At 71.5% G+C, this 22051-nt stretch carries 24 protein-coding genes and 1 tRNA gene; 15 read left to right on the forward strand and 10 right to left on the reverse strand.

The window, feature by feature from the left end; genetic code table 11:
- The first annotated feature begins 107 nt into the window (after nucleotides 1–107).
- From ABZ725_RS16170 to ABZ725_RS16185, 4 genes are read left to right on the forward strand one after another with little or no spacing between them, the layout of a single operon-like run.
- A complete protein-coding gene (locus ABZ725_RS16170) occupies nucleotides 108–542 on the forward strand; it encodes a hypothetical protein (protein WP_358803307.1) in 435 nt (144 codons plus the stop codon).
- Entirely contained in the window at nucleotides 539–1492 is a 954-nt protein-coding gene (locus tag ABZ725_RS16175) for a transcriptional regulator (protein ID WP_358803308.1), read from the forward strand. Before ABZ725_RS16170 ends, ABZ725_RS16175 begins: the two co-directional genes overlap by 4 nt.
- Before the next feature lie 34 nt (nucleotides 1493–1526).
- Nucleotides 1527–2090: a roadblock/LC7 domain-containing protein gene (locus tag ABZ725_RS16180; protein ID WP_358803309.1), complete on the forward strand. Its 564-nt coding sequence runs from the start codon at nucleotides 1527–1529 to the stop codon at nucleotides 2088–2090.
- Nucleotides 2091–2110: 20 nt separating this feature from the next.
- Nucleotides 2111–2485 carry a hypothetical protein gene (locus ABZ725_RS16185; protein WP_266398454.1) on the forward strand — a complete coding sequence of 125 codons (375 nt, stop codon included), beginning with the start codon at nucleotides 2111–2113 and terminating at the stop codon, nucleotides 2483–2485.
- 10 nt (nucleotides 2486–2495) lie between these two features.
- On the opposite strand, the gene ABZ725_RS16190 is transcribed toward ABZ725_RS16185, so the two are convergent.
- From ABZ725_RS16190 to ABZ725_RS16200, 3 genes are all read right to left on the reverse strand, one after another.
- Nucleotides 2496–3080: a hypothetical protein gene (locus tag ABZ725_RS16190; RefSeq protein ID WP_358803310.1), complete on the reverse strand. Its 585-nt coding sequence runs from the start codon at nucleotides 3078–3080 to the stop codon at nucleotides 2496–2498.
- 192 nt (nucleotides 3081–3272) lie between these two features.
- Nucleotides 3273–4181, reverse strand: a complete 909-nt coding sequence (locus tag ABZ725_RS16195) for a MurR/RpiR family transcriptional regulator (RefSeq protein ID WP_358803311.1) — start codon at nucleotides 4179–4181, stop codon at nucleotides 3273–3275.
- A complete protein-coding gene (locus tag ABZ725_RS16200; RefSeq protein WP_358803312.1) occupies nucleotides 4178–5686 on the reverse strand; it encodes an aromatic amino acid ammonia-lyase in 1509 nt (502 codons plus the stop codon). Before ABZ725_RS16200 ends, ABZ725_RS16195 begins: the two co-directional genes overlap by 4 nt.
- Nucleotides 5687–5828: 142 nt before the next feature.
- Between ABZ725_RS16200 and ABZ725_RS16205 the strand changes: the two genes are divergently transcribed.
- From ABZ725_RS16205 to ABZ725_RS16225, 5 genes are all read left to right on the forward strand, one after another.
- Nucleotides 5829–6866: an ABC transporter ATP-binding protein gene (locus ABZ725_RS16205; protein WP_358803313.1), complete on the forward strand. Its 1038-nt coding sequence runs from the start codon at nucleotides 5829–5831 to the stop codon at nucleotides 6864–6866.
- Nucleotides 6863–7504, forward strand: a complete 642-nt coding sequence (locus tag ABZ725_RS16210) for an ABC transporter permease (protein ID WP_358803314.1) — start codon at nucleotides 6863–6865, stop codon at nucleotides 7502–7504. Before ABZ725_RS16205 ends, ABZ725_RS16210 begins: the two co-directional genes overlap by 4 nt.
- Entirely contained in the window at nucleotides 7504–8175 is a 672-nt protein-coding gene (locus ABZ725_RS16215; protein ID WP_358803739.1) for an ABC transporter permease, read from the forward strand. Before ABZ725_RS16210 ends, ABZ725_RS16215 begins: the two co-directional genes overlap by 1 nt.
- Before the next feature lie 12 nt (nucleotides 8176–8187).
- Entirely contained in the window at nucleotides 8188–9123 is a 936-nt protein-coding gene (locus ABZ725_RS16220; RefSeq protein ID WP_358803315.1) for an ABC transporter substrate-binding protein, read from the forward strand.
- A gap of 117 nt (nucleotides 9124–9240) precedes the next feature.
- A complete protein-coding gene (locus ABZ725_RS16225) occupies nucleotides 9241–9666 on the forward strand; it encodes a hypothetical protein (RefSeq protein ID WP_358803740.1) in 426 nt (141 codons plus the stop codon).
- A 66-nt stretch (nucleotides 9667–9732) separates the two neighbouring features.
- Here ABZ725_RS16225 and ABZ725_RS16230 read toward each other — a convergent pair whose 3' ends face one another.
- Complete coding sequence (locus ABZ725_RS16230; protein ID WP_358803316.1) at nucleotides 9733–10503, reverse strand: SDR family oxidoreductase; 771 nt, start codon at nucleotides 10501–10503, stop codon at nucleotides 9733–9735.
- A 149-nt stretch (nucleotides 10504–10652) separates the two neighbouring features.
- Between ABZ725_RS16230 and ABZ725_RS16235 the strand changes: the two genes are divergently transcribed.
- Nucleotides 10653–11528, forward strand: coding sequence for a helix-turn-helix transcriptional regulator (locus ABZ725_RS16235; RefSeq protein ID WP_358803317.1), 876 nt, complete (start codon nucleotides 10653–10655; stop codon nucleotides 11526–11528).
- Here the strand turns inward: ABZ725_RS16235 and ABZ725_RS16240 are convergent.
- Both ABZ725_RS16240 and ABZ725_RS16245 read right to left on the reverse strand, forming a co-directional pair.
- Nucleotides 11490–11918 (reverse strand): hypothetical protein, encoded by a 429-nt coding sequence (locus ABZ725_RS16240; protein ID WP_358803318.1) that lies wholly within the window; start codon nucleotides 11916–11918, stop codon nucleotides 11490–11492. The two genes, ABZ725_RS16235 and ABZ725_RS16240, sit on opposite strands and share 39 nt — an antisense overlap.
- Nucleotides 11919–12320: 402 nt before the next feature.
- On the reverse strand, nucleotides 12321–13709 hold the full coding sequence (locus ABZ725_RS16245) for a cystathionine beta-synthase (RefSeq protein WP_358803319.1): 1389 nt from the start codon (nucleotides 13707–13709) through the stop codon (nucleotides 12321–12323).
- Between the two features lie 161 nt (nucleotides 13710–13870).
- Here ABZ725_RS16245 and ABZ725_RS16250 point away from each other — a divergent pair, with 161 nt between their 5' ends.
- The 3 genes from ABZ725_RS16250 to ABZ725_RS16260 all read left to right on the forward strand — a co-directional run bounded on the left by ABZ725_RS16250 (nucleotide 13871) and on the right by ABZ725_RS16260 (nucleotide 17596).
- On the forward strand, nucleotides 13871–14905 hold the full coding sequence (locus ABZ725_RS16250) for an SGNH/GDSL hydrolase family protein (RefSeq protein WP_358803320.1): 1035 nt from the start codon (nucleotides 13871–13873) through the stop codon (nucleotides 14903–14905).
- 332 nt (nucleotides 14906–15237) lie between these two features.
- Nucleotides 15238–16458, forward strand: a complete 1221-nt coding sequence (locus tag ABZ725_RS16255) for an acetyl-CoA C-acetyltransferase (RefSeq protein ID WP_358803321.1) — start codon at nucleotides 15238–15240, stop codon at nucleotides 16456–16458.
- A 346-nt stretch (nucleotides 16459–16804) separates the two neighbouring features.
- Nucleotides 16805–17596 carry a hypothetical protein gene (locus ABZ725_RS16260; protein ID WP_358803741.1) on the forward strand — a complete coding sequence of 264 codons (792 nt, stop codon included), beginning with the start codon at nucleotides 16805–16807 and terminating at the stop codon, nucleotides 17594–17596.
- A 3-nt stretch (nucleotides 17597–17599) separates the two neighbouring features.
- Here the strand turns inward: ABZ725_RS16260 and ABZ725_RS16265 are convergent, their stop codons facing one another.
- Nucleotides 17600–17911, reverse strand: coding sequence for a hypothetical protein (locus ABZ725_RS16265; protein ID WP_351918402.1), 312 nt, complete (start codon nucleotides 17909–17911; stop codon nucleotides 17600–17602).
- 104 nt (nucleotides 17912–18015) lie between these two features.
- Here ABZ725_RS16265 and ABZ725_RS16270 point away from each other — a divergent pair, with 104 nt between their 5' ends.
- Nucleotides 18016–18243 carry a DUF4287 domain-containing protein gene (locus tag ABZ725_RS16270; RefSeq protein ID WP_020128488.1) on the forward strand — a complete coding sequence of 76 codons (228 nt, stop codon included), beginning with the start codon at nucleotides 18016–18018 and terminating at the stop codon, nucleotides 18241–18243.
- 89 nt (nucleotides 18244–18332) lie between these two features.
- Here the strand turns inward: ABZ725_RS16270 and ABZ725_RS16275 are convergent, their stop codons facing one another.
- From ABZ725_RS16275 to ABZ725_RS16285, 3 genes are all read right to left on the reverse strand, one after another.
- Complete coding sequence (locus ABZ725_RS16275) at nucleotides 18333–19226, reverse strand: Bax inhibitor-1/YccA family protein (protein WP_351918403.1); 894 nt, start codon at nucleotides 19224–19226, stop codon at nucleotides 18333–18335.
- 210 nt (nucleotides 19227–19436) lie between these two features.
- Nucleotides 19437–20612, reverse strand: a complete 1176-nt coding sequence (locus tag ABZ725_RS16280) for a 4-hydroxybenzoate 3-monooxygenase (protein WP_358803322.1) — start codon at nucleotides 20610–20612, stop codon at nucleotides 19437–19439.
- Nucleotides 20613–20758: 146 nt separating this feature from the next.
- Nucleotides 20759–20842 (reverse strand) — tRNA-Leu (locus ABZ725_RS16285).
- A gap of 432 nt (nucleotides 20843–21274) precedes the next feature.
- Here ABZ725_RS16285 and ABZ725_RS16290 point away from each other — a divergent pair.
- Nucleotides 21275–22045, forward strand: coding sequence for an ABC transporter ATP-binding protein (locus ABZ725_RS16290; RefSeq protein WP_351918406.1), 771 nt, complete (start codon nucleotides 21275–21277; stop codon nucleotides 22043–22045).
- Nucleotides 22046–22051: the final 6 nt, after the last annotated feature.

The following is a 22051-nucleotide window of genomic DNA, read 5'->3' on the forward strand; positions in this document are numbered from 1 at the left end:
CCGCCGCGCATGTTCCGCTGGAAAATGCCAGAAGACTCACCCCTCGCGCATACGTTGCGTAGCGTCTTCATCACTCAACCGAACCGCAGGCGGGAGGGGAGCCAACGGTGCCCGGAATCGACGAGTGCTTACTGGAGGCCATGCGGCTGCCCGGTGCCCGGGGCGCCGCGCTGGTCGACTGGACCAGCGGGCTCGCCCTGGGCGCGGTCGGGGAGTTCCCCGGCGGCGACCACGAGGCGGCCGCCGCCGAGGCCGCGGAGGTCGCCCGGCTCACGTCGGAGCAGCGCGCGTTCACCCCGGACGGCTACGCCGGCCATGACGGCGTCGACGGCGCGGAGGGAGCGGGCGGGGCGGGGCTCGTAGATCCCCCGGTCGAGGATCTGATCATCAGCAACCGGGACAGCTACCACGTGCTGCGCTTCGTGCCGACGTCCTTCGACAGCAGCGTCTTCCTCCATGTGTGGCTGGGCCGGGCGGACGGCAATCTCGCGCTGGCCCGGATCCGGCTGGGCGAGATGGCCGGACGGCTGGTGCTGGGGTGACCGCGGTGAGAACGACTCCGCCGGGCACGACCCCGCCGCCCCGGCTGCCGGTACGGGAGAAGTCGGGGGCCCGGGAGAACGGCGGCGGGCTGTCGCCGATGCTGACCCGGCTCGCGGCCGAGCGGGCGACCGGCGTCCTGGAGCGCGAGCGCGGCTCGCTCTACCTCGCCGAGGGCCGTGTGGTGCACGCCGAGAGCCCGCTCGCCCCCGGCCTCGACGTGCTGCTGCTGTCCCACGGCACCCTCTCCCCCGCCGTCTGGCAGGACGCCGTGGACCGGGCCGACGAGGAGCACGGCGTCGCCCGTCTGCTGCTCGACGCCGACCGGGTCCCGCGCGGCGCGCTGGAGCTGTGCCACCTGGAGGCGGTGTACGACGCGGCCTACTTCGCGCTCGCGCCCAGCAGCACCCCGGGCCACTTCCGGTACGGCGCCGGGCACTGGCTCGGCGCCCTCAGACCGGTCCCGGTCGACGCGGTCGAGCGCGAGACGCTGCGCCGGCGTGAGCTGCTGCACCGGCTGTGGCCGGACCCGTTGACCGACGGGGCGCCGCTGCGCCGGGCCGAGGCCGTCGCCGCGCCGACGCCGACCGCCCGGCAGAGCGCGGTGCTGGCCCTGGCGGACGGCGTCCGCACCGCGTCGGACATCGCCCGCGAGCTGGGCCGGCAGGCCTTCCACACCCTGGTGGACGTCCGGCGCCTCGCCGCGGCCGGCCTGCTCACCGCCCTCTTCCCGCCCCCACTCCCCCACCACCGCCCGCCGACCGCACCCCCGTCCCCGTCCCCTCCCCGCCACGGGCGACCGGGGGCCCCGGATGCCCCGGGACTCCCCACATCCCCCGCGTCCCCGACATCTCCCACCCCCGACCCCCCGCCGGGCATCACCCTGCCCCGCGTCAACGACCCCGACATCACCCTGCTGAAGAGGCTCAGGGATGCGCTGGAGGCCCTTTGAACGGCAACGACCGCGGGCCGAGAGGAGCGAGCTGATGGCTTCCGCGCCCGAGATACTCGACGAACTGCGCAGACTGCGGGCCCGGGTGCCCCAGCTGACCGGCGCGCTCACGGCCGGCGTGGACGGTCTCGTCCTCGCCCACGACACACCCGGCGTGGAGCCGGAGGTGGTGGCCGCGCTGACCGCCGCCGCCCTAGGCGTCGCGGTGCGGATGGCGGACACGACCGGCCAGGGCGAGTTCCGCGAGCTGCTGGTGCGCGGCCGGTACGGCTACGTCGCCACGTACGCGGCCGGTGAGAGCGCCGTGCTGACCCTGCTCGCGCAGGACCGCGTCAACGTCGGCCGGCTGCACCTGGAGGGCCGCCGGGCCGCCACGCGCATCGGGGAGCTCGTCGACGCACAGGAGGCGAAGGCCCGGGAGGCGCGCGCCGCCTCCACCAAGGCCCAGGCCAGGACACCGGCCACGACGCAGGACAAGACGCCGCCGAAGACCCCCGCGAAGGCGCCGGTGCGCACGCCTGCCAAGACCCCCACCGTACGGACCAGATCGGCGCGCGGCCCAGCCACCACCAACGCGCGCACCACCACGGAAAGTTGAGAGGAACCGAGGAGCACAGCATGGCCAACACCGAAACCACCCTGAAAGAGTGTCTCGCCTCCATCGAGGGCGCGACCGGAGTCGCGCTCGTCGACTACACCAGCGGCATGGCGCTGGGCACGCTGGGCGGCAGCAAGGGGTTCGACCTCAACGTCGCCGCCGCCGGGAACACCGACGTGGTGCGCGCCAAGATGCGCACCATGGAGCACCTCGGGCTCAAGGCCCAGATCGAGGACATCCTGATCACCCTGTCCGACCAGTACCACCTGCTCCGCCTGATCAGCGGGCGCGGCGGCAACGGGCTCTTCCTCTACCTGGTCCTGGACGCCAAGCGGGCCAATCTCGCGATGGCCCGCCACCAGCTGAAGAAGATCGAGGAGGATCTGGAGGTGTAGGTGTAGCCGGCTAGACCAGCGCCGCGGTGCGGCGGCGGGCCCCGCCCGGGGCCGCGTCGCCCGCCGCGATGCCGGTGCTGCGGTACGCCTTGACGGCCTTTCCGGCCGGGCGTCCGCCGCGCCGGTCGAGCCAGTCGACGCGCACCCACAGCAGCGCCTCGTCCTCCCGCTCGCGCCGGCCGAGCCAGGCGGCCTTGAGCCGCAGCCCGGTCCCCCAGCCGGCGAGCAGCAGGCCGGCGGCCGCGGGGACCGCGAAGGAGCTGCCCAGCGCGACCACGAAGGCGAGCAGCAGCCACCAGCGATGGCCGTGCCGCCAGCCGCGGACGGTCACCGCCCGGTCCTGGAGCACATCGTGCTTGCCGGCCCGGGCGGCGCCCCGGCCGAGTTCCCTGAGCCGACGGCGACCGCGCATCGCCGCCACCGCGCCGGCCACGATGAACAGCGCGGCCCCGGCCAGCACCCCGATCCGCCGCCCCGTGAGGCCGGGCACCAGGACACCGACCCCCGCCGCGAACACCCCGCACCACCACAACGGCGCGGCCCCGGCCCGTACGACGACAGCCACCCGAGCCAGCCCCTGCCCTCCGCGTGCCACGTCCGCCTCCTGATCAGTCCGGCACAAGTTTCCTGACCGTTCAGACTAGTGAGCGAACGTGAGACGAGTCTGAGAGCACACGGCAAAAAATCCGGCCCGCCGAGCCCTTGAGCCCTCCGAGCCCTCGATCCCGCCGGGCCCTCGATCCCGCCGGGCCCTCGGCGCCGGGGTGCCGGGGTGCCCGCCACGGGCCTACTCCACGAACAGCCCCCGCGCCGCCGCCCGCGCGTCGAACTCCTCCAGCCGGGCCTGCGCGTCGGGCAGGTCGTCGCACATCGCCTCCAGCAGCACCCGCCCGAGGAGCATCGGCGCGCAGGCCGTGTCGAAGGCGAGTCCGGTGCCGACGGCGGCCGGCAGCAGCAGGTCGGAGACCTTGGCGACCGGCGCGAACGCCGAGTCGGCGACCGTCACCACGCTCAGTCCGGCCTGTCGGGCGTAGGTGAGGGTGTCGACGACCTCGCGCGGGTGCCGGGGCAGCGCGAAGCAGAGCAGGGCGGTGGCGCCCGCGCGGACGGCGGCGTCGATCCGGTCGTGGATCATCGTGCCGCCCTCGTTCAGCAGCCGTACGTCCGGATGGACCTTGGCGGCGAAGTACGCGAAGCCGTACGCCTGGGAGGCGGCGGCGCGCAGTCCGAGGACGGGCAGCGGACGCGAGGCCGCCAGCATCCGGCCCGCCCGATGCAGGGGCCGGGGGTCGGCGAGCAGCTCGGCGAGGTGCTTCAGGTTCTCGATCTCGGCCTCGACGGCCTGCTGGTACTCGTTGTAGGAGGCCGAGTCGGCGGCGTGTTCGGCGGGGGCGACCTCCCGCAGGTGCTTGCGCAGGGCGGGGTAGCCGTCGAAGCCTAGGGCGACCGCGAAGCGGGTCACCGACGGCTGGCTGACCCCGGCGAGCTCGGCGAGCTCCACGCTGGACAGGAACGGCACGTCGGAGGCGCGCCGCACCATGCTGTGCGCGATGCGCCGCTGGGTCGGCGTCAGCCGGTGCCCTTCGAAGAGCGCCTGCAGCCGGGCGGCGGGACTGTCCGCGACGATCGAACCCTCCACGGCCGAACCCGGCGCGCCCTCGCCACTGTCGGTGGCCGTCTCCGTCTCCGCGCTCATGCCCCGCTCCCCCTCCAGATCTCCGTGAACCGGTCCAGCAGTGCGGCCGCCGCGCTCACGTCGGCCGTGAGCGGCCGGTCGGCCTGTTCCGCGTCGAGCACCGCCTCGGCCAGCTCCCATGCCTGCCCGGCCGGGAGTCCCGGCTCGGGCCGCAGCTCGCGCTGGCGCAGCGCCCGTACGGCGGCGACGAGTTCGCAGCCGACGACGAGACGGTACGCGGCGCAGGCCCGCAGTGTCTGCCGGGCGGCGAGCGAGGCGAAGCTGGCCTGTTCCTCGACGCCCCGGGAGAGTACAGCGTGGCCGAGGGAGGCGGGCGCGGAGAAGGCGCGCAGGTCACCGAGGGCGGCCGCGGCGGCGTACTCCAGGATCATCACGCCGGAGGAGGCGGGCTCGGGGTCGGCGAGGAAGGGGCGCAGCCGGGTGTAGGCGGGTTCGTTGAGGGTGGAGAGGCGGGAGGTGGACAGCCGCGCCACCTGGGTCAGGGCCAGCCTGAAGTGGTCCAGGGCGAGGGCGAGTTGGGCCTGGTAGAAGCCGCCGTGATGGTAGGCGGCCATGTCCTCGGGGGAGATGAGCGGGTTCTCGGCGGCCGCGTTGATCTCGATGGCGATCACCTCCTCCAGGGCGTCGGCGGCGTCGTGCGCGGGGCCGTGGATCTGGGGCAGGCAGCGGAATCCGTAGGGGTCCTGGATCCTGCCGAGCGGCGGGGTGGGCCGGTCCTCGGCGCCGATCAGCTCCCGCATGCGGCGGGCGACCTCGCTGGAGCCGCGGTGCGGGCGGGCGGCGTGCACGGGGGCGGCGTACGCCTCGTGCGACCCGTCCACGGCCAGCAGCGACAGTGCGCCGACGACCTGGGTGGCCTCGATGAGTCCGCGCAGTTCGTGCAGGGCGAGGGCGGCCTGGCCGAGGGTGAGGGCGTTGCTGCTGATGAGCGCGAGGGCGTCGTTGTTGTCGAGCGGCTGCGGCTCCGGGGCGCCCTCGCCGCGCCAGGGATGCTCACCGACGAGGGCGAGTCCGACCTGCGCGAGTGCCGCGAGGTCGCCGGTGCCCACCGAGCCGAACTCGTTGACGACCGGATACGCCCCGTTCTCCAGCGCCTCGCACAGCGCCGTGACCACGGTGGGCCGCAGTCCCGCGCCGCCGGCCAGCAGCTGGTTGGCGCGGACGGCGAGCATCGCCCGGACCTGCCGGGCGGGCAGTTCCTCGCCGATGGCGCCGGCGTGGCTGCGCAGCAGGCGCAGTCCGTGCTCGGCGGCGGCCTCGGTGGGCACGTCCTCGTTCCGGTTGGCGCCGACCCCGGTGGAGCGGCCGTAGACGCGACCGGTGGCGGCGATCTGGCGGGCGGCGTCCCAGGCCTCGGTCATCCGCTTGGTCGCGTCGGTGCCGGGGACCGGTCGGGCGGTCCCGTCGGCGAGGCGCGCGACGTCCGCGACGCCGAGAGCGATCCCGTCGAGGACCACGAGACCGGAGCCCGCTCCAAGAGGGGCGTCCACCATCCGAGACGACATAAGGCTGCAAACTCCCCTCAATCCGGACACTTGATCTTGCCTGACGGTCATCCGTTACGTCGGATTAACAACCAACCGTTGACAAGTTATTCATCTACGGAGAACTCTGCATGACGTTATACAGCCGGGCAAGGGACAACTCATGATCCAGTTCGACGCGGTCCACAAGCGCTTCCCCAACGGCACGACAGCAGTCCACGATCTCTCCCTCCATATGCCGGAGGGCGGCGTGACCGTCCTGGTCGGTTCCTCCGGTTGCGGCAAGACCACCACCCTGCGGATGATCAACCGGATGGTCGACCCGACCTCCGGAACCATCCAGGTCGGCGGCAAGGACGTCACCCAGCAGGACGCTGCCGAGCTGCGCCGATCCATCGGCTACGTCATCCAGCAGTCGGGGCTCTTCCCGCACCGCACGGTGCTCGACAACATCGCCACCGTGCCGCTGCTGCTGGGCCACGGCCGACGCAAGGCGCGCGCCCGCGCGGCCGAGCTGCTGGAGACGGTCGGACTGTCTGCCGAGTCCGGCAGCCGCTACCCGCACCAGCTCTCCGGAGGCCAGCAGCAGCGCGTCGGGGTGGCCCGCGCGCTCGCCGCCGACCCGCCGGTGCTCCTCATGGACGAGCCGTTCGGCGCGGTCGACCCGGTGGTGCGCACCCAGCTCCAGGACGAACTGCTCAGGCTCCAGAAGGAGTTGAGCAAGACCATCGTCTTCGTCACGCACGACATCGACGAGGCCGTCCGACTCGGCGACCAGATCGCCGTGTTCCGCACCGGCGGCCACCTCGTCCAGTGCGCCTCGCCCGCCGAGCTGCTCGCCCGCCCGGCCGACGACTTCGTCGCCGACTTCCTCGGCGCCGAGCGCGGCCTCAAGCTGCTCTCGCTGACCACCCTCGCGAACGTCCCGCAGGGCCCGGCCCCCGAGGGCGGCGCCTGGACCCTCACGCTCGACGAGGCCCGCAAGCCGCTGCGCTGGACCTCGAAGGACGCCGACATACCCGTCCGGCCCCTCAAGGACGGCGACTCCCTCCTCGCGGCGCTCAACGAGTCGGTCGCCTCCCCCACCGGCCTGGTGGCGCGCGTCGACGCCGACGGCGTCCTGACCGGCGTCACCTCCCGCGACGACATCCACACCCACGCGGGCCAGGCCCACGCCGAGGCACGGGTGGTGGCCGCATGACCATCGACTGGTCCTGGATATCCAGCCATACCGACGATCTGACCACCCTCACGATCTCCCACCTCCAGGCCGCGCTGACCGCCGTCCTCCTCGGTCTGCTGATCAGCCTCCCGCTCGCGGTGGTCGCCCACCGGGTCCGCCCGCTGCGCGGCTTCCTGCTCGGCCTGTCGAACGTGCTGTTCACGATCCCGTCGATCGCGATCTTCGTGCTCCTGCTGCCGGTCAGCGGTCTGACCCGCACCACCACCGTGATCGGCCTGACCGTCTACACGCTGGTCGTGCTGCTGCGGAACACGGTCGAGGGCCTCGACTCGGTGCCCGCGAAGACCAAGGAGGCGGCCAAGGCGATGGGCACGCGCCCCCTGCGCACGCTCCTCACCGTCGAGTTCCCGCTCGCGCTCCCCGTGATCATGGCGGGCGTCCGCATCGCGACGGTCATGTCGATCTCCCTGGTCTCGGTCGCCACCTACATCGGCGACGGCGGCCTCGGCCAGCTCTTCACCGACGGCTTCCAGCGCAACTTCCCGACGCCGGTGATCGCGGGCGTGGTCCTGACGATCCTCCTCGCGGTCGTCGCGGACGCGGCCCTGGTCGGCGTCCAGTACCTCCTCACCCCGTGGAAGAGGCGGCGAGCCTGATGTACGAACTGTTCAAGAACCTCGGCAGCTGGCTGACCAGCGGCGCCACCTGGTCCGGCTCGGACGGCATCGCGCACCGACTCGCCGAGCACCTCCAGTACTCGCTGCTGGCCACCCTCATCGCGGCCGCGATCGGCCTCCCGCTGGGCCTGCTGATCGGGCACACCGGCAGGGGCGCGTTCCTCGCGATCAACCTGGCCTCCTTCGGCCGCGCGCTGCCGACCGTCGGTCTGGTGGTCCTGGTCTTCCTGGCCGGCGGACTGTCGATGCTGCCGGTCTACGTCGCCCTCGTCGCCCTCGCGGTCCCGTCGATCGTGACCAACACCTACGCCGGTATGACGGCCGTCGATCCGGACGTGAAGGACGCGGCGCGCGGCCAGGGCATGCGCGGCCACCAGGTCCTGTTCCACGTGGAGCTGCCGCTGGCCCTCCCCCTGATCATGACCGGCCTGCGCCTCGCCCTCATCCAGGTCGTCGCCACGGCCACGATCGCCGCGTACGTCTCCTTCGGCGGCCTCGGCCGCTACGTCTTCGACGGTCTCGCCCAGCGCGACCTCGTCCAGGTGCTCGGCGGCGCGGTGCTGGTCGCCGTGGTCGCCATCGCCCTGGACCTCCTGCTGAGCGCGTTCCAGCGCCTCCTCTTCCGGCACCGCCCCGCCCAGACCGCCTAGGGAACCCCCGACATGAACCGACGCATGATCCTCGGCGGCCTGTTCGCGGCCGCGACCGTCCCCGCCCTCTCCGCCTGCGCGGGCGGCATCACCTCCCTCGACAACGAGGGCACTGCCTCCGGTGGCGGCGGCTCCAGCAAGGACGGGGTCACCATCGGCACCGCCAACTTCACCGAGAACCAGGTGCTGGGCTACCTCTACGCCGCGGTCCTGGAGGCGGCCGGCGTGAAGGTGAAGGTCCGCCCCAACCTCGGCACCCGCGAGATCCTCATCCCCGCGCTCAAGGGCGGCGACATCGACCTGCTCCCCGAGTACCAGGGCGCCCTGCTGCACTACCTCGACCCGAAGGCGACGGCCACCGAGGAGGGCGAGATGCAGAACGCCCTCGCCGTCGCCCTCCCGGCCGGCCTCCAGGTGCTGCCGTACGGCATGGCCGAGGACTCGGACGCCTTCGTCGTCACCAAGCAGACCGCGAAGAAGTACGGCCTGACCTCGCTCGCCGACCTGGCGAAACAGAACGGCAAGCTGGTGATCGGCGCGGCGCCCGAGGTGAAGACCCGCCAGGTCGGCGTGGTGGGCCTCAAGGACGTCTACGGCGTGGAGTTCAAGGAGTTCAAGTCCCTCGACTCCTCCGGTCCGCTGGTCAAGGGCGCCCTGAAGAAGGGCGACGTCGACGTGGCGAACCTCTTCACCACGGACACGGACATCGTGGCCAACGACTGGGTCGTGCTGACCGACCCCAAGAACCTCATCCCGGGCCAGCACATCGTGCCGCTCATCGCCGACCGCAAGGCCGACTCCACCGTCCGCAAGGCCCTGGCCAGGCTCGGCAACCTCCTCACCACCGCCCAGCTCACCGAGCTGAACCGGCAGGTGGACAAGGACAAGAAGGACCCGGAGGACGTCGCGAACGCCTACGCGAAGCAGCACGGACTGGCGAAGAAGTGACCTCCGTCTGAGCGACCGCCTCCCCGGCCAACCCGACCCCGCAGACGGGGGCTGTCCCCAGTGCGCGGAGAGCGGCCGCTGCCTACCGTGGTGTCCATGACGGGATGGGAGACCACCATGGACGCGCAGGACGCAGACCTGAAGAAGGAACTCGACGCCACCCTGCAGACCCGCAGGGAACTGGGCGAGGAGTACGAGTCCGCGCTGGTGGACTCGTTCCTGGAGAAGGTCGACCAGCGCATCGACGCCGCGGTGGAGCGCCGCGTGCGACGGCAGTTCGCGGAGCAGCAGATGGTGGCGGCCCGGGGCTCGCGCTCGCCGAGGCCCACCGACTCCTGGGGCGAGCGCTTCGGCTTCGGCATCGTCTCGCTGGTGCTGGCGATCCCGCTGTCCGCGATCGGCGCGGGCACCGCGCACCTGCCGGGGCTGCTCGTCTCCTGGGCGGGCATCGTCGGCGTCAACGTCGTGCAGGCCGCCCGCAGCCACCCCGGCCTGTTCGGCCACCGGCGCCAGGCCTCGAAGGACGACGCCTGGGAGGACTGACGCCCGGCGTCACACCACCGACCCGGCCGCGCGCGGACCGACTCGGCTCACACCTGCCGGCTCGGCTCACACCTGCCGGGTCGGCAGCACCACGAGCTGCCGCAGGTTGACGTGCCGGGGGCGGCTGGCCGCATAGCCGACGACGTCGGCGAGTTCGGCGGCGGACAGCCCGCCGATGCCCTCGAACATGCCGTCCAGCATCCCGGACAGCTCGGGGTTGTCCATGTGGTCGCCCAACTCGGTCTCCGTCAGCCCCGGCTCGACGTTGGTGACCCGCACATCACGCGGCCCGAACTCGGTGCGCAGGGACTGCGAGAGGTAGGTGACGGCGGCCTTGGTGGCGCCGTACACCGCGAAGTTGGGGAACACGGCGCCCGCGGCGATGGACGAGACGTTCACCAGGTCGGCCGTGCGCCCCTCGGCGGCGGCGCCCACCAGGTCCCCGGCGAAGGCGCGGATCAGCCGCAGCACGCCGGTGACGTTGGTGTCGAGCATCCGCTGCCACTCGTCGATCCGGCCGTCGTCGATCGGGTTGCCCAGCATCACGCCGGCGTTGTTGACGACCAGGTCGACGGTCCCGTACCGGGTGTGGATCCGGTCGGCGGCCGCGGCCACCGAGGCCTCGTCGGTGACGTCCGCGACGACGGCGAGGGCCTCGCCCCCGTCGGCGCGGATCTTCTCGGCGACCGTCTCCAGCCGGTCCCCGCGCCGGGCCAGCAGCGCGACCCGGGCGCCCGAGGCGGCGAGCAGCACGGCCACGGCCGCACCGATGCCGCTGGCGGCCCCGGTGACCACGGCGGTACGGCCGGAAAGGGCGGCGTACTGAAGCTGGGACATGCGAACTCCTCGTGCTGACGGCCCGGGAACGACTCCCCGGCCTGGCCCGCACCACTCTCATCGCGCGGTCCCGCGCTACCCAGGGATGCCTTTTTCCTGGGTCTGCCAGTACCAGGTTCGCGGCCCGCCTCTCCCTTACCCTCGAACGCATGGACGGGGACCTCGGAGATTTCCTGCGCTCGCGCCGCGCCCGCATCCAGCCGGAGGAGGTCGGACTGCCCTCGTACGGCCGCCGGCGGGTACCGGGGCTGCGGCGCGAGGAGGTGGCGCAGCTCGCCGGAGTGAGCGTCGACTACTACATCCGGCTGGAACAGGGCAGGGGCCCCGGGGGTCCCTCCCGGACGAAGTCCGGGGGAGTCAGCGACACGGTCCTGGACGCCGTCGCCCGCGTCCTGTGCCTGGACGAGACCGAGCGCGCCTATCTGCACGCGGTCGCCCGCCCCCGCAGGCCCTCCGGCCGCCCCGCCGCGCCCCGCGTGCGCCCGGGCGTCCAGCTGCTGCTCGACAGCATGGAGCGCACCCCGGCGTTCGTGCTGGACGTCCGGATGGACGTGCTGGCGTGGAACGCGCTCGCCGACGCGGTGTTCGACTACGACCGGATCGCGCCCGACGCCCGGAACATCCCGCGGCACGTCTTCCTCGACCCCGCCTCCCGTACGTTCTACCCGGACTGGCCCGCGGTGGCCGTCCAGTGCGTCGCGCATCTGCGAGTGCGGGCGGGCCACCACCAGGACGACCGGCGGCTGACCGCGCTCGTCGGCGAACTCTCCCTGAAGAGCGACGACTTCCGCCGCCTGTGGGCCGACCATCCGGTCCGGGAGTGCGCGTTCGGCGTGAAGCGGATCCAGCACCCGGTGGCGGGCCTGCTGACCTTCCCCTACGAGACGATGGCCCTCCCGGCGGACCCCGACCAGAACCTACTGGTCTACACCCCGGAGCCGGCCTCGGAGACGACGGAACGGCTGGCGCTGCTGGGCAGTTGGACGTCAGCCTCCACCGTCCCCGAACCCACGGAACGTGCCTGAGGCGTCGGCGCAGTCGGCGAAGTCCTCGAAGTCCATGTTGGCGATGGACAGGTTCGCGGAGATGTCCGGGAACCACCGGGCCGGTACCCGGAACGTGCGGCCGGGCTCGTCGTAGAGGTCGAGGGCCAGCAGGGAGTGCTCCGCGCCCGCCATGGCGTGGGCGTCGGCGAGGAACAGGGAGGTGAGCTGTTCGTCCTCGTCGGCCGCGTTGTCCTCGCGCATGAGCTCCGGGATGCCCACCCCCTCGTACCGGGGGTCGCTGACCCAGGTGGCGTGGGGGCCGCCATCGAGGGCCTCGACCGCGGTGCGCAGGGCCTCCCAGGCGGTGTCGTCGTCGAAGTCGACGCGCAGGACGAGGGAGGTCAGGTCTTCGGGCTGGGGCAGCGGCATGCGGCGGATCTTCTCATCCCCGTGAGCGGCGACAGGCGCCGGAGAAAAGCTTGCGCGGGGACCGCCGCACCCCCGTTACCGGGGGGCGGGACGACGGCGGTCCCCGCGAGGGACGCGGGCCGGGTCAGGCCGGGCCTTCGCGTCCATGGCGTCTGTGGATGGTCCGGGAGCCGCTCCGGAGGTCCGTGACGCCGTTCGGTTGCCGGTGGGGCGGGGAGCCGCTCCCGCCCTTCCGACACCCACAAATATGCCGGACGCGTGTTAAGCGAGTGCTGCGCGGACGTGACGCCCTCGTACCACTTCCGCGAAGTCCGTCCATTCGGTGGGCAAACGGAAGTTCAGCGCCCGAAGAGGCCGTTCACCGGAAGTTTCCCGGGAGTTGGAGCCTGCGGCCCGGGTAAGTCACTTCCCGCCCTTGGCCAGGAAGGCCAGCAGGTCCTGACGGCTGACGACCCCGGTGGGCTTGCCCTCGACGAGGACGATCGCCGCGTCCGCGGTGCCGAGGACCGACATCAGGTCGCCGACCGGCTCGCCGGAGCCGACCTGCGGCAGCGGGGCGGACATGTGCTTCTCCAGCGGGTCGGAGAGCGAGGCCCGCTGGGTGAACAGCGCGTCCAGCAGCTCCCGCTCCACGACCGACCCGACGACCTCGGCGGCCATGACGTCCGGGTGCCCGGCGCCCGGCTTCACGATCGGCATCTGCGAGACGCCGTACTCGCGCAGCACCTCGATGGCCTCGCCGACGGTCTCGTCCGGGTGCATGTGGACGAGGGACGGGATGGCGCCGTGCGCCTTGTCGTTCAGCACGTCGGCGACGCGCGCGCTTGGACCCTCGTCCTCGAGGAAGCCGTAGTCGGCCATCCACTCGTCGTTGAAGATCTTGCTGAGGTAACCGCGTCCGCTGTCCGGCAGCAGGACGACCACGACGTCGTCCGGCCCGAGCCGCTCGGCGACGCGCAGCGCGGCGACGACGGCCATGCCGCACGAACCGCCGACGAGCAGCCCCTCCTCCTTGGCCAGCCGACGGGTCATCTGGAAGGAGTCCTTGTCGGACACGGCGACGATCTCGTCGGCGACGGTCCGGTCGTAGGCGGTCGGCCAGAAGTCCTCACCGACGCCCTCGACGAGGTACGGCCGCCCGGACCCGCCCGAGTACACCGACCCCTCCGGGTCGGCGCCGACGACCTGCACCTTGCCGTCGCTGGCGTCCTTCAGGTACCGCCCGGTCCCGGAGATGGTGCCGCCGGTGCCCACACCCGCCACGAAGTGGGTGATCCGCCCGTCCGTCTGCTCCCACAGCTCAGGGCCGGTGGAGTGGTAGTGCGAGAGCGGGTTGTGCGGGTTGGAGTACTGGTCGGGCTTCCACGCGTCGGGCGTCTCGCGCACCAGCCGGTCGGAGACGTTGTAGTAGGAGTCCGGGTGCTCGGGATCCACGGCGGTCGGGCAGACGACGACCTCGGCCCCGTAGGCCCTCAGTACGTTGATCTTGTCGGTGCTCACCTTGTCGGGGCACACGAAGATGCACTTGTACCCCTTCTGCTGCGCCACGATGGCCAGCCCGACCCCGGTGTTCCCGCTGGTCGGCTCGACGATCGTGCCGCCGGGCCGAAGCTCGCCGCTCTTCTCCGCGGCCTCGATCATGCGCAGGGCGATGCGGTCCTTCACGGAACCGCCCGGGTTGAAGTACTCCACCTTGGCCAGGACGGTCGCCTGGATGCCCTTGGTCACGCTGTTGAGCTTCACCAGCGGGGTGTTGCCGACGAGGCTGATCATCGAGTCGTGGAATTGCACCGTTGTCTCCGGTTGCTTGCAAAAACAGTGGTCGTAGTTGGTGACGCCAGGGTACGGCGCAGGTCACCGCTGGGGCGCATGTTCACTCCTCGTCGAGATTGGGCGACGGTCCGTACGGGGCAAGGAGTGGGTGTACGGACACGAGGAGGTGGCGTCGAGGCATGACGAGCATGTCGAGGGCGAGAGTGGCCCGGCGCATCGCGGCCGGCGCGGCCTACGGCGGCGGCGGCATCGGGCTGGTCGGTGCGGCGGCGGTGGGGCTGGTGGTGGCGGAGGTGCATCTGGCCCGTCGCCAGGTCAACAACGGGGCGCATCCGCACGTCCCGCAGGCGGACGGCCGCTACGGCCTCGCCTACGACGCCCCCGGGCCCGGCAAGGAACCCCTGCGGCTGACGATGCTGGGCGACTCCACGGCAGCCGGCCAGGGCGTCAACCGCTCCGGGCAGACCCCGGGCGCCCTGCTGGCCTCCGGCCTGGCGGCGGTCGCGGAACGCCCGGTGGAACTGCGCAACGTGGCGCTGCCCGGCGCCCAGTCCGACGACCTCGACCGGCAGGTCGCGCTGGTCCTCGGGGACTCCTACCCGGTGCCCGACGTCTGCGTGATCATGATCGGCGCGAACGACGTGACCCACCGGATGCCGGCCACCCGCTCGGTCCGGCACCTGTCCGCCGCGGTACGGCGGCTGCGCACGGCCGGCGCGGAGGTGGTCGTGGGCACCTGTCCCGACCTGGGCACGATCGAGCCGGTCCAGCAGCCGCTGCGCTGGCTGGCCCGCCGGGCGTCCCGTCAGCTGGCGGCGGCGCAGACGATCGGCGCGGTCGAGCAGGGCGGCCGCACGGTGTCCCTGGGCGACCTCCTCGGCCCCGAGTTCGAGGCCAACCCGCGGGAACTGTTCGGCCCGGACCACTACCACCCCTCGGCGGAGGGCTATGCGACGGCGGCGATGGCCGTCCTCCCCACGGTCTGCGCGGCCCTCGGCCTGTGGCCGGCGGAGGAGGAGCGCCCGGACGTCTCCCGCCGCGAGGGTTTCCTGCCGGTGGCCCGAGCAGCGGCGGAAGCGGCCTCGGAGCCGGGCACAGAGGTGACGGCAGCCATGCCGACAGGCCCACGGGGCCCCTGGGCACTGCTCAAGCGCAGGCGCAGGCGGCGGGTCCCGGAAGCCGAGCCGACACCTTCCAGCCCGTCCGGCGTCTGAGAACAAGGCAACCGGCACCTTCCAGCCCGTCCGGCGTTTGAGGACGAGCCCGTCACTTCCAGCCCGTCCGGCGTTTGAGGACGAGCCCGTCACTTCCAGCCCGTCCGGCGTTTGAGGACGAGGCCGTCCAGGCCGAAGGGGGGTCTGGGGGCACAGCCCCCAGGGGACGGCACCCCCACCCGCACACATCCGCCGAACCGCCGAAGGCAAAAGCAAGCGCTTAGAAAGTGCGGTCAGTGTCACACCGCGATACCCGTGACCGAGCTCATACGTGCAGGTAACTTCCCACACAGCCCTGCCCGTCCGTCCGCACCCACGCCAATGGAGCCGTCATGCCCGAAGCAGTCATCGTCTCGACCGCCCGTTCGCCCATCGGCCGCGCCGGCAAGGGTTCCCTCAAGGACCTGCGCGCGGACGACCTGACGGCGACCATCATCCAGGCGGCGCTCGCCAAGGTCCCCGAGCTGGACCCGAAGGACATCGACGACCTGATGCTCGGCTGCGGTCTCCCCGGCGGCGAGCAGGGCTACAACCTCGGCCGGATCGTCGCCGTCCAGATGGGCATGGACCACCTGCCGGGCTGCACGATCACCCGCTACTGTTCGTCGTCGCTGCAGACGAGCCGCATGGCCCTGCACGCCATCAAGGCGGGCGAGGGCGACGTCTTCATCTCGGCCGGCGTCGAGACGGTCTCCCGGTTCGGCAAGGGCAGCTCCGACGGCCTCCCGGACACCATGAACCCCCTGTTCGCGGAGGCGCAGGCCCGCACCGCCGCCGTCGCCGCGCAGGGGGGCACGACGTGGCACGACCCGCGCGAGGACGGGCTGGTCCCCGACCCGTACATCGCGATGGGCCAGACCGCGGAGAACCTGGCCCGCGCCAAGGGCATCACCCGCCAGGACATGGACGAGTTCGGCGTCCGCTCCCAGAACCTCGCCGAGGAAGCCATCAAGAACGGCTTCTGGGAGCGCGAGATCACCCCGGTCACGACCCCCGACGGCACGGTCGTCTCCAAGGACGACGGCCCCCGCGCCGGCGTCACCATGGAGGGCGTCGCGGGCCTGAAGCCGGTGTTCCGCCCGGACGGGCTCGTCACCGCCGGCAACTGCTGCCCGCTGAACGACGGCGCCGCCGCGGTCGTCATCATGAGCGACACCAAGGCCCGCGAGCTCGGCCTGACCCCACTCGCCCGCATCGTGTCGACCGGCGTCTCCGGCCTCTCCCCCGAGATCATGGGCCTCGGCCCGGTCGACGCGAGCAACCAGGCGCTGCGCCGGGCCGGCCTCACCATCGACGACATCGACCTGGTCGAGATCAACGAGGCGTTCGCCGCGCAGGTGATCCCCTCCTACCGCGAGCTCGGCATCGACCTGGACAAGCTGAACGTGAACGGCGGCGCCATCGCCGTCGGCCACCCCTTCGGCATGACCGGCGCCCGCATCACCGGCACGCTGATCAATTCCCTCCAGTTCCACGACAAGCAGTTCGGTCTGGAGACGATGTGCGTCGGCGGCGGCCAGGGCATGGCGATGGTCATCGAGCGCCTGAGCTGAGACCCGCGAGCTGAGGCCCGTGAGCCGAGGCCCGCGTCGAGGCCCGCGTCGAGGCCCTCGATCGGGGCCTCTGCGTAACCGTTTCAGCACCTGTCGTGACGATCCGGCCCGGAGTCCGAAAAGCACCTGGACTCCGGGCCGTTCTGTGATCCAATCTCCCCCAGGATGTGACCTATCTCCCTCCCCGGAGGGATTTACGCAGCTCAGCGCCTTTCGGCACCAAACACAAGGACCAAGTTCCTGTCCGTTTCGTGACGTTACGCACTGACAGTTGGATAGTCCACCCTTCAAGCTGATGTAGGAAGTCGGGGGTCGACTTTGAACCGGGAGTACGTCAGTGAGCGCCATGCCGATCGCCTTGCTGGTCACCACGGCCGCCACGGGCGCCGTGGGCGTCGCCGTCCTGCGCACCCTCTTGCAGTTGCGCCGGCAGGTCGCCGCCCTGCACACCCAGCTCGCCAGGAGCTCCGAGGACGCCGCCGCGGAACTGCGCGGCTTCGTCCCGGCCGCCCGCACCACGGCCGACGCGGCTGAGATACGCGCCGCGGTCGCCGAGGCGCTCGCGGAGGAGCGGGAGCGGGAGCTCGCCGAGGCGCGCGCCTTCTGGGCCGCCCAGGAGGCCCGTGACGCCTCCGACGCCCCCTCCCTGCTGGGTCTGCCGGACAGCGAGCTGTTCCTGCCCCGGCAGGCCGATTTCGTGGGCCTGGAGCCCCTGGAGCCGGTGGCCGAGCCGGGCGCGGACGCCGACGACTTCACCGGGGAGTCCCCGGAACTCGCCGCGGCCCGCCGCCGCCATCCCTCGCACCCGGACTTCGTGCCCGTACAGTCACCGGTCGTGAACGATCACGAGCGCACGGTGGCCACCCTCGAGGAACTGGCCGCGTCGCAGATCGAACTGACCGACGTCCGCCCGGGCCCGCTCGGCACCCTCGACGTCTACGTCTTCGCCGACGGCACCACGCTCTGCATGACCCCGGGGCACCGCGAGACGGCGGACCGCCTCGCCGCGGCCCTCACCGCCGGCGAGACCCCGTTCCTGCTGGGCGGCTCCGGCATCTCGGGCGCCTACACCCTGACGTTCCAGTGCGGCACGGACAACGTCTACATCCTGGCGGACCGGGTCATAGCGAGCCTGTAGGGGTCACACCGCGGCACGCTTCTGCGCCTGCGCCACCAATTCCAGAGCTTCTTCCAGCTGGCCCTCGTCCGTGAGCACGAGGGCCAAGTCGTGCACGGCGACCGTGATCTGGTCCGCGGCGGCGAACATGCCCGCGTCCGGCATCTCCCGGGGCTCCGCCGAAGGGTCCTCGATCAGCTGCGCCCGGCGGACCAACTCCCGGGCCAGTTCGAGGGCCTCCGCCGCGCCGCCGCGCTGGAGCCGGCTCTGCGAAGCGGCCCGCAACCGGTCGGCGAAGTGATCCACGGCTTGGGTGAGAGGCGTCGTATCAACCACGCCGCGAGACTACGCGTCGCACCGGGACTGTTGCCAACGGGCGAACACTCAGGCACCGTGACCTGAAGGACCGGCTTACATCCCCTTTGCTACCGGAGGCGCCGATGTCCCATGTCCTCTCCGAGGAGACCCACCGCAACATACTGGCCCGTATCCCACACTGCACCGGTCGTGAAGTCGCCGACTGGCTGCGCACCGTCGACGAAGGCCCCGCTCTCCGCTTCGAGGAGAAGGTCAGCTGGCTGCGCGCCGAGCACAACCTCGCGTACGGCCACGCCAAGGCGATCATCCATGAGTACGACCTGAGGAGGGCCGCGCGCAAACTCCTCTAGCGCGCACGCGACACACACCCACTACGGCTACGGACACGGAGAAGGGCCCCGGGATCGAGATCCCGGGGCCCTTCTCACCGTGCTGTGCGTCAGTCGCTGTTCAGGATCGACAGGAGTCGCAGGAACTCCATGTAGATCCACACCAGCGTCATCGTGAGGCCGAAGGCGGCGAGCCAGGCCTCCTCGCGCGGGGCGCCGTAGGCGACGCCGTCCTCGACCTGCTTGAAGTCCAGGGCGAGGAAGCACGCGCCGAGCAGGATGCCGATGACACCGAACACGATGCCGAGCGGACCGCTGCGGAAGCCGAGGCCGTCACCGCCGCCGAAGACCGTGAACAGCAGGTTCACGACCATCAGCAGGACGAAGCCGAGCGCGGCCGCCATCACGAAGCCGTAGAAGCGGCGGTTGACGCGGATCCAGCCCGCCTTGTAGGCCACCAGGACACCGGCGAAGACCGCCATGGTGCCCAGCACGGCCTGCGCGACGACGCCGTCCGCGATGTAGGTGGACACCGCGCTGGAGATCACGCCGAGGAAGACGCCCTCGAGGGCGGCGTACGACAGGATCAGCGCCGGGACGGGCTTGCGCTTGAAGGACTGGATCAGCGCCAGCACCATCGCGACCAGACCGGCGCCGACGGCGATGCCGTACGACTTGTTGATGTTGTCCGCGTCGACCGGCAGCAGCAGCCAGGACAGCACCGCCGTGAGGACCACGGTGCCGAGCGTGGTCGCGGTCCGCGCGACGACGTCGTCCATGGTCATCCGGCCGGTGGTGGCCGGGGCCTGCGGCGGGGCGCCCTGCTGCAGGCCCTGCTGGGCGTAGGGGTTCTGCGCGTACGGGTTGCCGGCCGGCTGGGCGTAGGGGTTGCCCTGCTGCGTGCCGACTGCGGGTCCCCCGGCCTGCGGCGCGGCGTTGAAGCCCGCGTAGCCGTTGTCGCGGCTGAACCCCCGTCGCGAGAAGACCGGGTTTCTGCTCCTCATTGCTCTCCTCCATGGCCACACTGCGCGGCCTTGGCTCAAGGGTAATAGGTAGGCAAAGGATTGACCCTAGTGCTTGGGGAGGATCTTTCCCTCTTGCTGCTGCGCAACACGCTACGCGGCGTCGTGATTCCCCACACAGGAGGGCTTCATTCATGACAAAGCCGGGACATGGCCGGAACCGCACGGTGATCGAACAGTCCGGTCGTTCGATCACCCGAACGGGAACCCGGTGTAGCCCTCGGCCAGATCGGTCTCGGCGGCGTGGGAGGAGGCGATCCGCTCCAGGCGGGCGAGCTGGAGGCGGCTCTCGAAGGGCGTGGCGTCGGGGGCGGGGTGCAGAAGGGTCGTCATGTCGTAGGAGAACCGCTCGGCCTGCCACACGCGCCGCAGACAGGTCTCGGAGTAGGCGTCGAGGAGCTCGGCCGAGCCCGTCTCCTGCCGGTGGGTCAGCGCCCGGGCGAAGGTGACGACGTCCCCGACGGCGAGGTTGAGCCCCTTGGCGCCGGTCGGCGGCACGATGTGGGCCGCGTCACCGGCGAGGAAGAGCCGGCCGTGCCGCATCGGCTCGTGGACGTAGGAGCGCATCGGGGTGACCGACTTCTGGGTGATCGGCCCGCGCTCCAGCCGCCAGTCGTCGTCCGTCTCGAAGCGGCGCTCCAGCTCGTCCCAGATCTCGCCGTCGGCCCAATTCCCGGCGTCGGTGCCGTCGGGCACCTGGAGGTAGAGCCGGGAGACGGACGGGGAGCGCATCGACAGCAGCGCGAAGCCGCGGTCGTGGCGGGCGTAGACGAGTTCGTCGTGCGAGGGCGGCACGTCGGCGAGGATCCCGAGCCAGCCGAAGGGGTACGTCCGCTCGAAGACCCGGGTCAGCCCGGCCGGGATCGCCTTCCGCGAGACCCCCCAGAAGCCGTCGCAGCCGACGACGTAGTCGCACTCCAGGACGTCCTCGACGCCTCCATGGCGGAAGCGCACGCGCGGGCGGTCGGTGGCGGCGTCCTCGACGGCCAGGGCCTCCGCCTCGAAGAGCAGCGGGCCGCCCTCCTTCAGCTGGAGGGCGATGAGGTCCTTGCACACCTCCGTCTGGGCGTAGACCATCACCGACCGGCCGCCGGTGAGGGCGGGGAAGTCGACGCGGTGGCGCTTCCTGTCGTACCGCAGCTCGATGCCGTCGTGGCGCAGCCCCTCGCGGTCCATCCGCTCCCCGGCGCCGGCCGCGCGCAGCACGTCGACCGTGCCCTGCTCCAGAATCCCGGCGCGCTGCCGCTGCTCGACGTAGGCCCGGTCGCGGCTCTCCAGGACGACGGAGTCGATGCCGGCGTTGTGGAGCAGCCGGGCAAGGAGGAGGCCGGCGGGGCCGGCGCCGACGATGCCGACAGTGGTGCGCATCGGGCGTTCCCTTCAGACGTTGTTCGCTCAGCGACTTGTTCGCACGGTGAAGTTTCCTTCACTCCCTTTGGACGTGAGTGTGCGCCCGCACTCAGCCGGTGTCAACGCCTCGATGGAGGGTGCAGCGATCGCCGAGAAGTCGGAAGTGCCCAGAGCCGGACTTGAACCGGCACGCCCGCGAAGGGGCAGCGAGGTTTAAGCTCGCCGTGTCTGCATTCCACCATCTGGGCAGGCCGATGGGCTCCGCTTGAGCTTCCGACCCTATCGGGATCCGTCCCTCGAACAGCGGAACGGTGGACCGATGTTGTCTTATTTTATTGACGTCTGAGGGTGCATCAGCACGTGGAACTGGCCATCTGCACTTGCCAGTAGCCTGGCGCGCGGCAACCGCTTGCGTATGCGGAATGACGGAATTTCACCGTACGAACGAGGGTGCTCCACCGGTTCTTGACGAACCGCCGTCGGGGTCGCCCCTCGAACCGTCCCTCAGGGATCGGGGTCATCCCCAGGTATGACACGGCGGCACCCGGTCCGCCTCGAGTCTGCCTTCAGAACCGGAACAGCGACTGACTACACGGCAGCTGGCGGCCGGGACGATGGTTCACGTGTCCGACAGACACATCGCCGTACCCACTCCGCCGTCCCGACAGGAGCACGTTTCCGTGACCACCACCCCGCTCGCCGACCGGACCACCGCCGTGGCCGCACGTGCCACGGACCTGTCGAAGATCTACGGACAGGGCGAGACCCAGGTGGTCGCCCTCGACCGGGTCTCGGTCGACTTCAAGCAGGCCGAGTTCACCGCGATCATGGGGCCCTCCGGCTCCGGCAAGTCCACGCTGATGCACTGCGTCGCCGGCCTCGACAGCTTCTCCTCCGGCTCCGTGCGCATCGGCGACACCGAGCTCGGCTCGCTGAAGGACCGGCAGCTCACCAAGTTGCGCCGGGACAAGATCGGGTTCATCTTCCAGGCGTTCAACCTGCTGCCGACGCTCACGGCGATCGAGAACATCACCCTCCCGATGGACATCGCGGGCCGGAAGCCGGACAAGGACTGGCTGGAAAACGTCATCCGGATGGTGGGGCTCGCCGACCGGCTCGGCCACCGGCCCTCGCAGCTCTCCGGAGGTCAGCAGCAGCGCGTGGCCGTCGCCCGCGCCCTGGCCTCCCGGCCGGACATCATCTTCGGCGACGAGCCGACCGGAAACCTCGACTCGCGCTCGGGCGCCGAGGTGCTGGGCTTCCTGCGCAACTCCGTGCGGGAACTGGGCCAGACGGTGGTCATGGTGACCCACGACCCGGTGGCCGCGGCGTACGCGGACCGCGTGGTGTTCCTCGCGGACGGCCGGATCGTCGACGAGGTGTACGGGCCGACCGCCGACTCGGTCCTCGACCGGATGAAGCAGTTCGACGCCAAGGGCCGCACCAGCTGACCTCCG

It is taken from the genome of Streptomyces sp. NPDC006872, from assembly GCF_040635845.1.
Taxonomy (GTDB): Bacteria; Actinomycetota; Actinomycetes; order Streptomycetales; family Streptomycetaceae; genus Streptomyces.

Bases quoted from the DNA above. Each gene is read 5' to 3' on its own strand.
- ABZ725_RS16180 (WP_358803309.1), top strand. From the start codon at position 1,527: ATGGCTTCCGCGCCCGAGATACTCGACGAACTGCGCAGACTGCGGGCC.
- ABZ725_RS16185 (WP_266398454.1), top strand. From the start codon at position 2,111: ATGGCCAACACCGAAACCACCCTGAAAGAGTGTCTCGCCTCCATCGAG.
- ABZ725_RS16195 (WP_358803311.1), bottom strand. From the start codon at position 4,181: ATGAGCGCGGAGACGGAGACGGCCACCGACAGTGGCGAGGGCGCGCCG.
- ABZ725_RS16200 (WP_358803312.1), bottom strand. From the start codon at position 5,686: ATGTCGTCTCGGATGGTGGACGCCCCTCTTGGAGCGGGCTCCGGTCTC.
- ABZ725_RS16205 (WP_358803313.1), top strand. From the start codon at position 5,829: ATGATCCAGTTCGACGCGGTCCACAAGCGCTTCCCCAACGGCACGACA.
- ABZ725_RS16210 (WP_358803314.1), top strand. From the start codon at position 6,863: ATGACCATCGACTGGTCCTGGATATCCAGCCATACCGACGATCTGACC.
- ABZ725_RS16215 (WP_358803739.1), top strand. From the start codon at position 7,504: ATGTACGAACTGTTCAAGAACCTCGGCAGCTGGCTGACCAGCGGCGCC.
- ABZ725_RS16220 (WP_358803315.1), top strand. From the start codon at position 8,188: ATGAACCGACGCATGATCCTCGGCGGCCTGTTCGCGGCCGCGACCGTC.
- ABZ725_RS16225 (WP_358803740.1), top strand. From the start codon at position 9,241: ATGGACGCGCAGGACGCAGACCTGAAGAAGGAACTCGACGCCACCCTG.
- ABZ725_RS16230 (WP_358803316.1), bottom strand. From the start codon at position 10,503: ATGTCCCAGCTTCAGTACGCCGCCCTTTCCGGCCGTACCGCCGTGGTC.
- ABZ725_RS16235 (WP_358803317.1), top strand. From the start codon at position 10,653: ATGGACGGGGACCTCGGAGATTTCCTGCGCTCGCGCCGCGCCCGCATC.
- ABZ725_RS16240 (WP_358803318.1), bottom strand. From the start codon at position 11,918: ATGCCGCTGCCCCAGCCCGAAGACCTGACCTCCCTCGTCCTGCGCGTC.
- ABZ725_RS16250 (WP_358803320.1), top strand. From the start codon at position 13,871: ATGACGAGCATGTCGAGGGCGAGAGTGGCCCGGCGCATCGCGGCCGGC.
- ABZ725_RS16255 (WP_358803321.1), top strand. From the start codon at position 15,238: ATGCCCGAAGCAGTCATCGTCTCGACCGCCCGTTCGCCCATCGGCCGC.
- ABZ725_RS16260 (WP_358803741.1), top strand. From the start codon at position 16,805: ATGCCGATCGCCTTGCTGGTCACCACGGCCGCCACGGGCGCCGTGGGC.
- ABZ725_RS16270 (WP_020128488.1), top strand. From the start codon at position 18,016: ATGTCCCATGTCCTCTCCGAGGAGACCCACCGCAACATACTGGCCCGT.
- ABZ725_RS16275 (WP_351918403.1), bottom strand. From the start codon at position 19,226: ATGAGGAGCAGAAACCCGGTCTTCTCGCGACGGGGGTTCAGCCGCGAC.
- ABZ725_RS16280 (WP_358803322.1), bottom strand. From the start codon at position 20,612: ATGCGCACCACTGTCGGCATCGTCGGCGCCGGCCCCGCCGGCCTCCTC.